Genomic DNA, 14,387 nt, shown 5'->3' on the forward strand with positions numbered 1-14,387 from the left:
CGTGCCCGCCGCCTACGCCATAAAGGCCACGTTTTCGGACACGGCCCGCGCACCGCACGCGGGCCGGGTCCGCCTCACATGACGGCGAGCGGCCCGGCGGCTTGCCGGATCGCCCGGGGGACCTCGCCGTAGACCCGGAGGAACGACCGGCGCATCCGCTCGCGGTTGGCGAAGCCGACCGCCTGGGCGATCTCCTCCAGGGGCAGCCGGCTCTCCTCCAGCATCAGCTTGGCCGCCTCGACCCGGATCGTCTCGACGGCCTTGGCCGGCGAGGTCCCGGTCTCGGCCCGGAACAGCCGCGTCAGCTGGCGCGGGCTCAGGCAGGCCACCGCCGCCAGATCCTCGGCGGTCAGGGGCTTGCGCAGGTTGCGGCGCGCATAGGCCAGGACGGTCTGGATCCGATCGGTGGGCGGATCGACCTCGAGCAGGGCCGAGCGTTGCGCCTGGCCGCCGGACCGGCGCCGCTCCATCACCAGCCCGCGGGCCACGGAGGTGGCGAGGTCCCGGCCGTGGTCGCGCTCGACCATGCCGACCGCGAGATCGAGCGCCGCCGACATGCCCGCGGAGGTCCAGATGTTGTCGTCGGCGATGTAGATCTTGTCGACGTCGAGCTTGCAGGCGGGATAGCGGGCGCGGAACTGGGGCGCGAAGTACCAGTGGGTCGTGGCGCGCCGCCCGTCGAGCAGGCCGGCATCAGCCAGGATGAAGGCCCCCAGGCACAAGCCGGCGAGCCGGCGGGTCGAATGCGCGGCAGCGCGGATATAGGCGGCGAGCCCCGGCGCCGTCGTCGGGATGCCGACGCCGGCCGCGACCAGGACCGTGTCGAAGGCGTCCGGCTCGGCCAGGGGCTCGGTGGCGACGTCGGCGCCGAGGCCGGCCCGGAGCCGGCCGCCCTGCTCCGACAGGAGGCGGACGTCATAGAGCCGCTCGCCGGCGTACCAATTCGCCATCTCGAACGGCGAGGTCACGGCCAGGCCCATGAAGTCGAAGTCGGGGCAGAGGACGAGGCCGACGCGACGGGCCGCTGCCATGAAGAAACGCTCCGCTCCACCCCGATAAGAGCGGCTGTATTAGCATTCCTTCCGAGAGGGCGCGACGCGCGGAAGCACATCCCGTCGCGCGCTGTGCGGGTTGTGCAACGGATACCGGTCGATCGCGGCGCGAACCTGGCTCGGTACTCGGGACCGAACCCGCGTGCAGACGAGCCTCCGGCGGCCCGGGCCCGTGAACCTGCGGCGCGCCGAATCTCCGCGACCGGCGCGCCGGGATTCAGCTCAGTGCAGCAGGAAGTCCCCGGAGACCGCGCGCAATTCAGCCGGCTTCACGAGCTGACAATGCATGACCGTCACGGAATGCACGGGACCGTCGAGCTGCGCCTGCCAGAACGCCAGGAACTTCTTCAGTTCGGGAAGATCGGGGAACAGATCCAGCTGCTGCCAGATGAAGGTCTGGAGCAGGTTCGGGTAATCGGGGAGATGATAAAGAATTTCCGCCGTCGTCAGGCTGTAGCCTTCGATCCAGGTGGGAAGCTTTTTCAAGGTCGCCATCACCCAACTCACGCAAGCCGGTTGACCGAAGCCGTACGCTAACCCGGGCCGTTTGCCGCCTCAAGGAAGCGGCTCCTCGATTCCGCGTTTCTGCGGATGCTCACACCGCTCCAGGCCGCCACGAGGCGCAGGCCCGCTCAGCTTGACAGCGGGCCTGACGCCACGCTGGCCCGTGCACGAAACGGGCCGCGCGAGCGGATCCGTGCCGGCGCGGCGGAGCGAGCGCCGGCTCACGCCGGAAAGGCGCGGTTGAGCAGATCGTAGTTCACGAAGGGCCCCAGGGCGGCCGGGATGCCGCCGCGCTTGATCTCGCCGGTCTCGATCAGGAAATCGGCGGTGTCCGACAGCGCCTTGAGGAACGGCGCGGTGTTCGCCTTGGCCGTGCGCCCCCAGTATTTCGGGCCGAGCTGCTCCTGGGCCGTCGGATAGGACAGGCCGGCCAGGGTGTCCCGCAGGGGCTCGAACGGCGCGCCGAAATCCTCGGCCAGGATTCGGGCCGTACCCTCGGGATCCGCCCGGTAGCGATCGAGCTGGGCCTGCACGGTCCGCAGCCAGGCGATCACGGTCTCGGGCCAGCGCTGCGCGAAGTCCGTCCGCACCACCGCGGAGTTCCAGAACAGGAAGCCGTGCGGCCGGAGATCCCCGGAGACGAGGAGCTGTCGTCCGCCCGAACCGAGCAGGTCGCCCCAGAACGGCCCGTTGATGTAGGTGCCGTCGATGTCCCCGCGCGTCCAGGCGGCGATCGTCTCGGGCTGGCCGAGCGGCAGACGCTTGATCGCAGCGGGGTCGAGCCGGTTGATCCGGATCACCGCGTCCAGGGCGCAGGCCATGGTGGAGGACGGCGCCACGGCGATGCGCTTGCCCTCCAATTGCTTGATCTCCGTGATCGCGGGCCTGACCACGAGGCGTTCGCTGGTCGCCACCACCTCGGGCGAGCCGAGGATCTGGATCGGCAGCCCGCGGCCGAGGCCGGCCACGATCGGCGCACTGCCGAAGATCGCGAGGTCGAGCCGGCCGGCCGCGAGCATCTGCAGCGCCAGCCCGCCCGACGGAAACGGAAACCACTCCACCCGCGTGCCCAGCGCGGCCTCGAACGCGCCGTCATGCCTGCCGATCACCCAGGCCCGGGGAGCCGTCAGATGGCCGATTCGGACCAGGGCGGGCTTTGCACCCGGCTGGGCGCCGCCGCGGCCCGACCCGGCAAGCGTTCCGAGCGCGCCCGCGCCGAGCGCCAGCACGCCGCGGCGGGACGGGTTTGCGCGACCGCGCGTCATCGGTCGCCGCCTTGGCGGTCCGGGCGCGCCCGTCCGTCCGGCCCCTGCTCGCGGGCGGCGCGGACGGGAACCGGACTGCCGATGCACCACCGGCCGATGTCAGCTTTCCTATACACGCGGTCGATCCCCCTGCGGGATGGAGCCGTGCGGCAGCGGACGGCTCGAAGCAGCGGCGGATACAGTGTGATCCGGCAGCCGATCAGGTCAACGGGATCGACTGTGCATGTCGAACGCGACCGCTTAAATGCCCGCCTTTTTGCGCTATAACGTTAGCGACATTACTTTATCGATGAAATACTAAAGTCATCGCGTAGTTTATATAAATTTATTCGGGCCAAAAATTTCGATCACCTAAGTATTAAAACAGAAAAATCCCGGTTCAGCCAATGTCGTGACGCCGCGGGCATCACGAAAGCGGACCTGCGTGTCGGCATCCGTCGCAGGCGACCGGGTATGAACCCGTTCGCGAGGAACGTGATAACCTGTGCCCTTCCATCCATCGAGGGACCGGTTTTGCCCACGGATCGTATCGTCCTGACCGAGAACATCGCGTCCACGGCCCGTCAGGTCTTCGCGCAGGCGGGGCTCGACGATGTCCAGGTGCTCTCGCATGCCATCGGCCTGCCCGACGCGCCGCGCATCGCCGAGACCAACGTGCTCGGAATCCGGTCCCGGACCAAGATCACCGCGGCGCTGCTCGACGCGCTGCCCCAGCTGACCGCCATCGGCTGCTTCAGCGTCGGCACCAATCAGGTCGACCTCGAGAGCGCCCGGGCCCGCGGGCTGCCGGTCTTCAACGCGCCGTTCTCGAACACGCGCAGCGTCGCCGAACTCACGATCGGCGAGATCGTCATGCTGCTCCGGCGCATCCTGCCGCGCTCGGCCTCGGCCCATGCGGGCGGCTGGGACAAGTCGGCCTCGGGATCCTTCGAGGTCCGCGGCAAGACCCTCGGGATCGTCGGCTACGGCAATATCGGCTCGCAGCTGTCCAACCTCGCCGAGGCGATGGGCATGCGGGTCATCTTCCACGACCTGACCGACAAGCTGCGGCACGGGAACACCGAGCCCGTGGAGAGCCTGGAGGCCCTGCTCGCCGCCAGCGACGTCGTCAGCCTGCACGTCCCCGAGACGCCCGGGACCCATGGGCTGATGAATGCGGACCGCATCCGGTCGATGAAGCCCGGCGCCTACCTGATCAACAACAGCCGCGGGACGGTGGTGGATCTGGACGCCCTGGCGCAGGCGTTGCGGGACGGGCGTCTCGGCGGCGCGGCGATCGATGTCTTCCCGGTCGAGCCGACATCCAACGCGGAGCGATTCGTCTCGCCGCTCCAGGGCCTCCCGAACGTCATCCTGACCCCGCATATCGGCGGGTCCACCGAGGAGGCGCAGGACCGGATCGGCGCGGAGGTCGCCCGCAAGCTGGTCGACTACGCGCAGACCGGCTCCACCCTCGGCGCCGTCAACTTCCCCCAGGTGCAGCTGCCGCCGCGCCTGTCCGGGGCGCGCTTCCTCCACGTGCACCGGAACGTGCCGGGCGTGCTCGGCAAGATCAACGCGATCTTCTCGAGCCGCGCGCTCAACATTGATGCGCAGTACCTGCAGACCGACGGCGAATTCGGCTACGTCGTGGTGGACGCCTCGGTGCAGCTGCCGGAGGCGGATGCGGTTCTCCAGGCGCTTCGAGGCATCGACGGCACCGTGCGCACCCGTCACCTCGCGCCGCGGGCGGCGTGAGCCCGGGCGTGGAACAGTAGATCCCGGGCCGAAACCCGCCCGTCGGCGAGCGCAGCCCGTATCCGGCGGCGCAAGGAAGCTTAGCTTTCCTGAATTCAAAATTTCTGGCAGCTTACGAGGCCTCGAACGCGGGCGGAGCCGGGCTCCGCCGCCGTCCGGGACCGGGATCGTTCGTCGCCGCGCCGGAGCCGTCCGCGGCCGGCGCCGCGCGACGTCCAAGGGAGACCGTCACATGCCGCTGCCTTCGTCGGGGCCACGCTCGACCCTGACCTCCCTCGCCGTGATCGCGGCAATCTGCGCCGGCGCGACTGGCGCGTTCGCCTACACCGCGGGCTGGCTCTCCCCCGACCGCCTGACGCCGACGAAGCTCGTCGACGCCCTCGCGCCGCCGACGGGGCCGGTTCCCGGCTATCGGCGCAACCATGCCAAGGGCATCTGCTTCACCGGCGTGTTCGAGGCCAACGGCAACGGCACGGCGCTCTCGCGGGCCCGGGCCTTCGAGACCGGGCGCCATCCGGCGCTGGGGCGGTTCAACCTCGGCACCCCCAATCCCGGCGCGGCGGATGCCACCGTCCGGGTGCGAGGCTTGGGGCTTCAGATCACCGCGGAGGACGGCGCGGTGTGGCGCACCGCCATGATCAACGCCCCGGTCTTCCCGGTCTCCAACCCGGAGGCCTTCTACGCCCTGCTGCGGGTGCCCGCGAGCAAGAAGCCGAACGCGATGGCGGGCTTCGTGGCCGCGCATCCGGAATTCGCCCCGTTCGGCACCTGGGCCAAGAGCCCCGACTGGACCGCGAGCTACGCGCAGGAGCCCTATAACAGCCTCAACGCCTTCCTGTTCACCAACGCGTCCGGCGCCGAGCAGGCGGTGCGCTGGTCGTTCCGCCCGCAGGCGCAGGCGGAGCGGATCACGCCCGAGGACCTCGCCAAGCGCGGCGCGGCCTATCTGGAGCAGGAGATCACCGAGCGGGTCGCGGCCGCGCCGCAGCGCTGGAGCCTGATCCTCACCGTCGCCGAGCCTGGCGACCCGACAGCGGATCCGAGCCGGGCCTGGCCGGAGGGACGGCGCACCATCGAGGCCGGCACCCTGGTGGTCGAGCGCATCGAGCCCGAGGCGGACGGCCCGTGCCGCGACATCAACTTCGATCCGACGATCCTGCCGGACGGCATCCGGGTCTCCGACGACCCGTTCCCGGCGGCGCGCTCGGCGGCCTACGCGAAATCCTACGATCTGCGCACCGCGGAGGCGAAGGACTATCCCAAGCGCAGCTCGGAGGCGCAGCGATGACACCCGACGCGAAGCGCTTCACCGGGCTCCAGCGGCTCCTGCACTGGTCGATGGCCGTGTGCATCATCGCGATGTTCTTCATCGGGGTCGGCATGGTCTCGACGATCATGCCGAAATACGTGCCGCTGCTGGCGACCCATAAGACGCTGGGCGTGGCGATCTTCGTCCTCGCCCTCATCCGCCTGGCGGTGCGGGCGCGAAGCGGGACGCCGCCCCTGCCGGCGGACCTGCCGGCCCCGATGCGGCTCGCCGCGCACCTGTCCCATTACGGGCTCTACGGGCTCATGGTCGCGATGCCGCTGCTCGGATGGGCGATGCTGTCGGCCGGCGCCTACCCGGTCGTGCTCTACGGCGGCCTCCGTCTGCCCGCGATCGTGCCGCAGAACCCCACGCTCCATACGGTGCTCTGGAACGCGCATTCCTACCTGGCCTTCGCGTTCTTCGCCCTCGTGCTGACCCATGTCGCGGCGGCGCTGTTCCACGCGCTGGTGCGCCGGGACGGCGTGTTCGCGGCGATGGCCCCGGTCGGATCGCGGACCGGGGCGTCTGCCCGGTAAGCCGGCGCCCGGCGGTCGGGACGCGGCGCTAGCGCAGCACGCCCTCCGCCAGGGCGCGCTGGATGCCGCGCACGTCGGCGCCCTTCTTCAGGGTGCGCTCGATCGGCTGGGGCGTGCCCGAGACCCAGATCTTGAGCTCGGCGTCGAGGTCGAAGGTGCCGGCCGTCTCCACCGAGAAGCGGACCACCGCCCGGTAGGGGATCGAGGTGAACTCGACCTTGCTGCCGGTGACGCCCTGCACGTCGATCAGGATGATCCGGCGCTCCGTGAACACGAACACGTCCCGGATGATCTTGAACGCCAGGCGCGCGGTCTCGCCGTCGATCAGGATGCCCGCGAGCCGCCGCTCCAGGGATGCGGCATCGACCTCGCTGCCGTGGCCGAGCAATCCGTCCAGCAAACCCATGGCTCGCACGCTCGCTTCGCCTGTTCCGGGACCGACACCATGCCGTCCGGGATCCGCGCCGGCAACAGGGCGGCGGTCCGGACCGGACCGTCGACGCGTTGGCGTTTCGCAGGGCCGGCGCTAAAGCCCCCGGCATGTTCGACGACGCAGCCGCTCGACGCTATCTCGCGGGCCTGGCCCCGGCGGCCCCGGGCTCGGTGCGCTGGCTCATCTATGACCAGGCCCGGCAATGGGTGTCGGTCATCGACACGGAGCTGGCCGCGCTGCGGCGGGATTGCGCGCATGTCCTGAGCACCCTGCCGGAAGAGGACCCGGACGCGTCCCTGGCCGCGGCGATCCGTGAGTTCCTCGCCGCGGGGGCCGACCGCGCCCCGCACGTCATCGCCCTCTCCTGCGCCGTGCTGATGCAGGGCACGGGTGATCGCGAGGCGGTCTTCACCCGGGTCCAGTCCGGCGTCATGGCGACCCTCGTCGAATCCGAGGCCGTGGTGGTCAGGCCCGTCGCCGCGTGACGGGCCGGCGGCTTGTGCCCTGACGGATCGCCCCGCGCGATCGCCGGCGTCTCGACGCGGGCCCCTCCGCATTCGGGCGCGCGGCCTCAGGCGACGACGAGGTTGAGGGTCCGGGCCGCGGGGGCGATGGCCACGCGCCGCCCCCAGTCGAAGGCGAGGAAGTCCTGCTCGATCCCGTCGGCGAACACGACGCCGCCCTCGTTCATCCGCGAGGTCACGGTGAGGGACTCGGCGGCGAGCTTGCCCGCGCGCAGGCCCGTCGCGGTGGCGACGCTGGCAAACGGCTCGCGCACCCAGTAGCCGACCGCAGCCTCCTCCACGCCGACATCGAGGGCGATGTGGGTCGCCTCGGCGATCGACCGGGCCCAGCCGGTCAGGCCGGTGCCCGACGCCACGATCAGGCCGCTCGACGACTGGTCCTCGGCCCGGCCGTGATCCTCGATCCGGTAGCGGGCGGATTGGTGGCTGCGATGGCCGACGAAGATCTCGTTCAGGGCGAGCAACCGCTCGCCGCCGTCGAGCACGGCCTGCACCATGGTGCGGTGCTCGATCGGTGCCGCGCCGGCGACGCTCGCCGGCAGCAGGGCGCCCAGGCGCTCCACGGCGGCGCGGGCCAGCACGCCGTCGTAGAGGTCGGGCGCCGGATTGACGCCCACCACCGGCTGCCCGTCGAGATATTTCGCCACGTTGGCCACCAAGCCATCCTGGCCGACCGCGACCACGACGTCCTCGGGGGCGAACAGGAAGCGGTCGAGATCGGGGCGCCGCACCAGCGCCTGCCGCCACTCGGTCGGCACCGTGGCGCGGGCCTGGGCGAGGACCGCGTGGAAGCGCGCGTGGCGGTCCTCGATCGCCGCGATCGACTGCCCGCGGCTCTCCAGGAAGAACCGCACCTGGCCCCGCGTCGCGTGCCGGGCGAGCAGCAGCTCGTAATCGGTGTCCCGGGTCACGAAGACCACCCGGGGCGTGACGGAGGGCATGGCGCGTCTCCTCAGCGCGGCGCGACCGACAGGGGCATGGCCCGGCGGAACTCGCCCAGGGCCGATGCCAGGAGATCGGGCGTGACGTTGAGGTGCTCGATCGTGTCGAGCTTGCCGGCCAGCTCTCGGGCAGCCAGCCCGAGCAGCACGGTCGGCGGCATGTCCCGGTAGATCGCCGCCCGGCGCTGCTCGGCCTCGATCGTGGCGCCCTCGACCAGCCGGATCCGCTCGGCCTCGGCGGCCGCCTCCAGCCCCTGGGCCTCGGCCAGGCCGGCGGCGCGGTCGCGGGCGTTCTGAGCCTCCTGGGCGATGAGCAGCGTCTCGCGCCGGGCGAGCTCGGTCTTCGTCGCGAGCTCGTTCTCCGCGATGGCCCGCTCCTTCTCGACCGCGAGGGCGCGGCGCGCGAAGGTCGCCTCGTCGGCCTTCTGCTGCAGGGCCTCGAAGGTCGGGGTCTGCAGGGCGCGCTCCAGCTCGCTCGTCGGCGCGAGGTTCGTGAGCCGCACGGAGACCACCGCGACCCCGATCTCGGCGAGGGCCGGGGCCTCGGCCAGGACCGCCTCCAGGGTGAGGCGCAGCGGCTCGGGGCCGGCATCGAGCAGGGCGCCGATCGGCTTCGCGCCGAGGTGCTGCAGCACCGCCTGGCCGGCGATGCCGTTGAGGCGCGCCTCGATCCGCTCGATCGGCTCGCCCTGCAGGCGCCCGGTGGCGAGGTTGATCGAGAAGTCGACGCGGGTCGCCAGCAGTTCAGGATCGACCACGTGCCAGCCGATCGTCCCCTGGACCGCCACGGTCTGGAAGTCCCGGCTGCGGCCGCGCACGAACAGCGTCGTCTCGCGGTCGTCCACCGGCACCTCGCTGATGCTCGCGGTCTCCGGCCGGAACCAGAAGACCAGCCCGCGCCCGCTCTCCCGGACGCGGCCGCCGCGGTAGCGGATGATGTGGCTGCTCGCCTCGCTCCTCAGCTGGGCGATCAGGCCGATATTGCGGATCGTTGCCATGACATCCTCCTGGCGGATCAACGGGACGGTCGGAACCGGTAGAGCTCGGCCGGGCGGAACGCCGTGCCGGCCTCGCGCGCGCCGGTCGGCTCCAGCCAGCCGCGGTCGAGCATGCGGCGGCGGAAGGCGGGCTTGTTGAGCGGGGTGCCCAGGATCGCGGCGTGCACGTCCTGGAGCTGCCGGAGGGTGAAGTGCTCCGGCAGGAGCGCGAAGGCGACGTCCGAGTAGTCGAGCTTGCCGCGCAGCCGCAGCACGGCGAGCGCCAGGATGTCGGCGTGGTCGAAGGCGAGCGCGCGCGGCTCCCCGCGCTCCGACAGGGCCGAGACCGGGCCGCCGGCCTCGCCCGCCCAGGGCACCGCGAGGGTCGCGGCGGCCAGGCCCTTGCCGCTGTCGAGCGCCGCGGCGAAGGCCGGCTCCGGCAGCAGCGCCAGATAGGCCACAGAGACGATGCGCATGCGCGGATCGCGGTCGAGGGCGCCGAACGTGTAGAGCTGCTCGAGCCGCGCCCGGGCGATCCCGGCCTTCTCGCGCAACACGCGCTCGGCCGCCGCGTCCAGGGTCTCGGCGATGCCCACGAAGCCGCCCGGCAGCGCCCAGCGCCCGGCATGGGGATGCTGCCTGCGCTCCGCCAGGAGCGCGGTCAGGCGGCCCGCGCGCAGGCCCAGCAGGACCAGATCGACGGCGAGCGCCGGCCGCTCGAAAGCGGCGGGGTCGTATCCGGCGAGGAATTCGGACTCGGTCATGCCGTCAACTATGCTCAACTTGAGCATAACTAAGACGCAGATTGCGTATAAGTCAAGCGCCGTGCCGGCCCCGTCACGCAGCGCCGATGGGCGGACATGTCCGGACACTGTCCGCACCGATCCGCCGGGGCGCGACCGGCCTGTGCGGTTGCGCGCCGAAAAATGGCGAAGCTTCTCGTGGCCGCCGAATCCGGCGCGGGAGAACCTGATGTCCGAGCCGGCCCCGACCCGCCGGCACCGGAGGTTCCACGATGCCGATGCCCGTCTCCCGTTCCTCATCGCTGATCGAGCAGCCCCACACCGCCGCGCTGTCGCCGCTCTTCCTCGCCGCCCTGGCGCTCCTGATCATGCTGGGCTCGGCCCGCGCCCTCCCGGCGCCGACGGGCAGCGGCCTGCTGCTGCACGGCCCGGCCGGCGCGGCGGCGGTGCCGGCCCTGCGGCTGGCCACCGACATCGCCGTCGACGTCAGCGGCCCGACCGCCCGGGCCGTCGTGACCCAGGCCTTCCGCAACACCACCCCGGACTGGATGGAGGGCACCTACGTCTACCCGCTGCCGGAGGACGCGGCGGTGGATGGCATGACGCTCGTCGTGGGCGAGCGCGTGATCGTCGCCGACATCCGCGAGCGCGCCGCCGCCAAGCGCGCCTACGCGGCCGCCAAGGCCGCCGGGCAATCCGCGGCGGTCACCGAGCAGGAGCGGCCCAACGTCTTCACCAACACGGTCGCCAACATCGCGCCCGGCGAGACGGTGCTGGTCCAGATCACCTATCAGCAGACGATCCCGGTCGCCGACGCGACGCGCGCGCTGCGCCTGCCCCTGGTGGTCGCGCCCCGGTACAATCCGGGATCGCAGGCCCTCGCGAGCGTCGCCACCGCCCCCGCCGCCGACCCGGTGCCCGACCGCGCCCGGATCAGCCCGCCGGTGCTCGATCCGTCCCAGGTCCTGCCGGTGAATCCCATCACCGTGACCGTGCGGCTCGAGGCCGGCTTCGCGCTCGGCGCGGTCCGCAGCGCCACCCACGCGATCCACGTCGCCGAGACCGGGCCGCAGGGCCGCCGCATCACCCTCGCCGAGGGCGTTGTCCCGGCCGACCGCGATTTCGAGCTGACCTGGGAGCCCGCGCCGAGCCGGGGCCCCGAACTGGGCCTGTTCCGGGAAGAGGTCGCTGGCCGGACCTACCTGCTCGCCACCGTGAGCCCGCCGGAGGCCGAGGCGGCGCCGCGCCCGGCGCGGGACGTCACCTTCGTGATCGACAATTCCGGCTCGATGGCCGGCGCCTCGATGCGGCAGGCCAAGGCCGGGCTGCTCGCGGGCCTCGCCCGCCTGACGCCGCGGGACCGCGTCAACGTCATCCGGTTCGACCACACCTGGGACGCGCTGTTCCCCGAGGCCGTCCCGGCGACCCCGGAGGCCCTGCGCAAGGCGGAAATCTTCGTCGCGGACCTGGAGGCCCGGGGCGGCACCGAGATGCTGGCGCCCCTCAAGGCGGCCCTGGCCGACCCGCATCCCGAGGAGACCGCGCGGGTGCGCCAGGTCGTGTTCCTCACCGACGGCGCGGTCGGCGACGAGGAGCGGATCCTCGCGGCGATCCACCAGGGACTCGGGCGCTCGCGCCTGTTTATGGTCGGCATCGGCTCGGCGCCCAACGGCCACCTGATGCGCCACGCCGCCGAGATCGGCCGCGGCAGCTTCACGGAGATCCGCGACCTCGGCCAGGTCGGCGAGCGCACCCGCAGCCTCTACGCGAAGCTCGAATCGCCCGCCGTCACCGACCTCACCGCGACCGTCTCGGCCCCGGATGCCGAGGTCACGCCGCGCAGGCTGCCGGACCTGTATCGCGGCGAGCCGCTGGTCTTCGCCGCCCGGCTCGCGCATCCGGACGGCACCGTGACCGTCTCCGGCCGGGTGGGCGGCAAGCCCTGGCGCCGCACGCTGCCGCTCGGCGAGGCGGTCGCGGGGGCCGGCATCTCGAAGGTGTGGGCGCGCTCCCGGATCGGCGAGACCGAGACGGCGCGCATCACCGGGCACCTGACCGCCGAGGCGGCCGACGCCACGATCCTGGGCCTCGCCCTGGAGCACGGGCTGATGACGCGCCTGACCAGCCTGGTCGCCGTCGACGCCACGCCGCGCCGCCCCTCCGGGACGCCACTCGTGGCCGCCGACCTGCCCCTGAACCTGCCGGCGGGCTGGGACTTCGCGACGGTGTTCGGCGAGGGCCCGCACGGCGGGACCGCGGAACCGCGCCAGCGGCGGGCCGAGGCCTCCGCGCCGGGCCCGGTCGCCGAAGCCGGCATCGCCCTGCCGCAGACCGGCGCGGGGTTCCTGCCGCAGCTTGCCCTGGGCCTGCTCCTCGCCCTGCTGGGCCTCGGGCTGCAGCGGCTCGGCCGGCGCCTGCCCCGGAAGGCGCCGTGAGCCGCCGGCGCAGCCTCGGCACGGGGCGGGCGCTCTGCGCCCTCCTCGCCCTGGCCGGGCTCGGGCTGGCGGCGCAGGCCGCCTGGATTCCCGCCAAGGCCGCCCTGGCGCAGGTCCTGCTCGCGCGGTCCTTCGCCCGCACCCTGGCCGAGGGACGTCCGGTCCGGCCCTGGCCCTGGGCCGATACCGAGCCGGTCGCCCGGCTCGCCATCGCGGGACGCAGCTTCGTGGCCTTGCGCGGCGGGAGCGGCCAGGCCCTCGCCTTCGGCCCCGGCCATCTCGACGGCACGCCGGAGGCCGGGGATCCCGGCACCGCGGTGTTCGCCGCCCACCGCGACACCCAATTCGCGGTGCTGGGCGGGGTCGAGCCCGGCGACCCGGTGGCCGTGACCCGGCGCGACGGCCGGACCGCGCGCTTCCGCATCACCGGCAAGCGGGTCGCGCGCTGGGACGCCTCGGGAATCGACGCGCAGTCAGCCGGGCGACACCTCGCCCTCGTCACCTGCTGGCCCCTCGACGGGCTTCGCTCCGGGCCCCTGCGGTTGATCGTCGAGGCCGAGGCCGAGACGCCCTGACGGCGCGGCAGTTGCGCAGCTGTGCGGTTTCGTGCGGATCTGTGCGGGACGAAGCCGCACGGGCCGCACCGGTGACTGAGATCGAACTGACCGAGGCGCAGAGCAGCGCCATCGCCCAGATGGTGCGCGAGGCCCTGGCCCGCCGCCGGATCTCCCGGCAGACCCTGGCCGTGCAGGCGCAGATCAGCCTCTCCACCCTGGAGAAGGCCCTGGCCGGCCGCCGCCCCTTCACGTTGGCGACCACGATCCGGCTCGAGGAGGCGTTGGGACAATCCCTCCGCCGGGACCCGGGCCGGACGGCGCCCGCGCCCGAGCCGCCGCCGCACGCCCCGGACGAGCTCGGTTCCTACTCGCGGGAGGGCGTGGCCTGGATCGAGGGATGCTACCTCACCCTGCGCCCCTCCTTCGGGACCGCCGGCGCGATCTTCGCCTACCGCACCGAGATCGCCTGGGATGCCGGCCTGTCGCGCCTGGTGTTCCGCGAGGCCGAGCGCATGGACGCGCCCTTCGCCCAGTCCGGCAGCGTCGCGGTCCCGAGCCAGTCGGGCATGATCTACCTGGTGACCAACTGGCACGGGCAGCATCGCCTGGCCGTGCTGTGCCGCCCGAACATCCAGGGCGAGATGTACGGCATCCTGACCACGCTCCATGCCGGCCGCGGCACGCAGCTCACCCCGGCCGCGGCGCCCCTGGCGCTGATCCCGGAGCGGGCGGCGGCGGACCTGGCCTACGGCCGCATCGCCCCGCAGGAGCCGGGTCACGCCCGGTACCGGGCCTATCTCGACCGGGTGCGCGAGGACGGCTACGCGGCGTTCTTCACGGACGTCTCCTGATCCGTCGATGAGTTGCCCGCACCTGTGACACCGGCCCCGGGACACATGCCGCGCGATCGCCTGTTTCCTCTTCGGACACAGACGAAAGACCCCCATGATCAAGTATATCCTCGCCGCGGCATCGGCCGCGGCGCTGACGACGCCTGCCCTGTCGCAGGTGATCGAGACCCCCACGAGCACCACCGTGATCGTCCCGCCCGGCGCGCCCGGCGTCGTCACGCGCCAGCCCGGCTCGACCGGAGAGGACGAGGCCGCAAGCTACTCGCCGACCGGCCGTGCCGCCGACGGCATCGCGGCCGACTCGGCGGCGGCGGGTAACGCCAACCAGCCCGCGCGCGTCGGCACGACCGGGAGCGGCGGCGGCGGCAGCGGGAATGGCGGCGGCGGCTGAACCGGCCCCGCTCGAACCGACCCCGTCACGGCGAGCGCCGGACGGGGTTTTTTTTAATCCGCCAGGACCAGCCAGACGTCCCGGATCACCGGGTTTGAAACCGTCGCCCCCTCCCCCGAGCGGTGCCGCATC

Annotated in this window: 15 protein-coding genes; 8 read left to right on the forward strand and 7 right to left on the reverse strand. The window is 72.3% G+C overall.

The window, feature by feature from the left end; translation table 11 throughout:
- Window positions 1-74: 74 nt before the first annotated feature.
- The 3 genes from BMZ47_RS08430 to BMZ47_RS08440 form a co-directional block, all read right to left on the reverse strand.
- On the reverse strand, window positions 75-1,031 hold the full coding sequence (locus BMZ47_RS08430) for a GlxA family transcriptional regulator (RefSeq protein WP_091860727.1): 957 nt from the start codon (window positions 1,029-1,031) through the stop codon (window positions 75-77).
- A 243-nt stretch (window positions 1,032-1,274) separates the two neighbouring features.
- On the reverse strand, window positions 1,275-1,547 hold the full coding sequence (locus tag BMZ47_RS08435; RefSeq protein WP_007564551.1) for an usg protein: 273 nt from the start codon (window positions 1,545-1,547) through the stop codon (window positions 1,275-1,277).
- Window positions 1,548-1,777: 230 nt separating this feature from the next.
- A complete protein-coding gene (locus BMZ47_RS08440; RefSeq protein WP_091860731.1) occupies window positions 1,778-2,821 on the reverse strand; it encodes a taurine ABC transporter substrate-binding protein in 1,044 nt (347 codons plus the stop codon).
- 513 nt (window positions 2,822-3,334) lie between these two features.
- Between BMZ47_RS08440 and serA the strand changes: the two genes are divergently transcribed.
- From serA to BMZ47_RS08455, 3 genes are all read left to right on the forward strand, one after another.
- Window positions 3,335-4,558, forward strand: a complete 1,224-nt coding sequence (gene serA / locus BMZ47_RS08445) for a phosphoglycerate dehydrogenase (protein ID WP_091860734.1) — start codon at window positions 3,335-3,337, stop codon at window positions 4,556-4,558.
- A gap of 232 nt (window positions 4,559-4,790) precedes the next feature.
- Complete coding sequence (locus tag BMZ47_RS08450) at window positions 4,791-5,846, forward strand: catalase family peroxidase (protein ID WP_091860737.1); 1,056 nt, start codon at window positions 4,791-4,793, stop codon at window positions 5,844-5,846.
- The gene (locus BMZ47_RS08455; protein WP_007564542.1) at window positions 5,843-6,403 is read left to right on the forward strand and encodes a cytochrome b; all 561 of its coding nucleotides are present in this window, start codon (window positions 5,843-5,845) and stop codon (window positions 6,401-6,403) included. The genes BMZ47_RS08450 and BMZ47_RS08455 overlap by 4 nt, the downstream gene beginning before the upstream one ends.
- 28 nt (window positions 6,404-6,431) lie before the next feature.
- Here BMZ47_RS08455 and BMZ47_RS08460 read toward each other — a convergent pair whose 3' ends face one another.
- Window positions 6,432-6,809, reverse strand: coding sequence for a PH domain-containing protein (locus BMZ47_RS08460; protein ID WP_091860741.1), 378 nt, complete (start codon window positions 6,807-6,809; stop codon window positions 6,432-6,434).
- A 134-nt stretch (window positions 6,810-6,943) separates the two neighbouring features.
- Here BMZ47_RS08460 and BMZ47_RS08465 point away from each other — a divergent pair, with 134 nt between their 5' ends.
- Window positions 6,944-7,321: a hypothetical protein gene (locus tag BMZ47_RS08465; RefSeq protein WP_091860744.1), complete on the forward strand. Its 378-nt coding sequence runs from the start codon at window positions 6,944-6,946 to the stop codon at window positions 7,319-7,321.
- Between the two features lie 86 nt (window positions 7,322-7,407).
- On the opposite strand, the gene BMZ47_RS08470 is transcribed toward BMZ47_RS08465, so the two are convergent.
- Genes BMZ47_RS08470 through BMZ47_RS08480 form a run of 3 tightly spaced genes read right to left on the reverse strand, consistent with a single transcriptional unit; the run spans window position 7,408 to window position 10,042 of the window.
- A complete protein-coding gene (locus tag BMZ47_RS08470; protein WP_091860747.1) occupies window positions 7,408-8,301 on the reverse strand; it encodes an NAD(+)/NADH kinase in 894 nt (297 codons plus the stop codon).
- A gap of 11 nt (window positions 8,302-8,312) precedes the next feature.
- Window positions 8,313-9,299, reverse strand: a complete 987-nt coding sequence (locus tag BMZ47_RS08475) for an SPFH domain-containing protein (protein WP_007564533.1) — start codon at window positions 9,297-9,299, stop codon at window positions 8,313-8,315.
- A 17-nt stretch (window positions 9,300-9,316) separates the two neighbouring features.
- A complete protein-coding gene (locus BMZ47_RS08480) occupies window positions 9,317-10,042 on the reverse strand; it encodes an NUDIX hydrolase (protein ID WP_091860750.1) in 726 nt (241 codons plus the stop codon).
- A gap of 251 nt (window positions 10,043-10,293) precedes the next feature.
- Here BMZ47_RS08480 and BMZ47_RS08485 point away from each other — a divergent pair, with 251 nt between their 5' ends.
- The 4 genes from BMZ47_RS08485 to BMZ47_RS08500 all read left to right on the forward strand — a co-directional run bounded on the left by BMZ47_RS08485 (window position 10,294) and on the right by BMZ47_RS08500 (window position 14,255).
- Entirely contained in the window at window positions 10,294-12,456 is a 2,163-nt protein-coding gene (locus tag BMZ47_RS08485; protein ID WP_091860753.1) for a marine proteobacterial sortase target protein, read from the forward strand.
- Complete coding sequence (locus BMZ47_RS08490) at window positions 12,453-13,031, forward strand: class GN sortase (protein ID WP_091860757.1); 579 nt, start codon at window positions 12,453-12,455, stop codon at window positions 13,029-13,031. The genes BMZ47_RS08485 and BMZ47_RS08490 overlap by 4 nt, the downstream gene beginning before the upstream one ends.
- Before the next feature lie 119 nt (window positions 13,032-13,150).
- A complete protein-coding gene (locus BMZ47_RS08495) occupies window positions 13,151-13,864 on the forward strand; it encodes a helix-turn-helix domain-containing protein (protein ID WP_244536779.1) in 714 nt (237 codons plus the stop codon).
- A gap of 94 nt (window positions 13,865-13,958) precedes the next feature.
- Window positions 13,959-14,255 carry a hypothetical protein gene (locus BMZ47_RS08500; protein WP_091860763.1) on the forward strand — a complete coding sequence of 99 codons (297 nt, stop codon included), beginning with the start codon at window positions 13,959-13,961 and terminating at the stop codon, window positions 14,253-14,255.
- Window positions 14,256-14,387: the final 132 nt, after the last annotated feature.

It is taken from the genome of Methylobacterium brachiatum, from assembly GCF_900113845.1.
Taxonomy (GTDB): domain Bacteria; phylum Pseudomonadota; class Alphaproteobacteria; order Rhizobiales; family Beijerinckiaceae; genus Methylobacterium; species Methylobacterium brachiatum.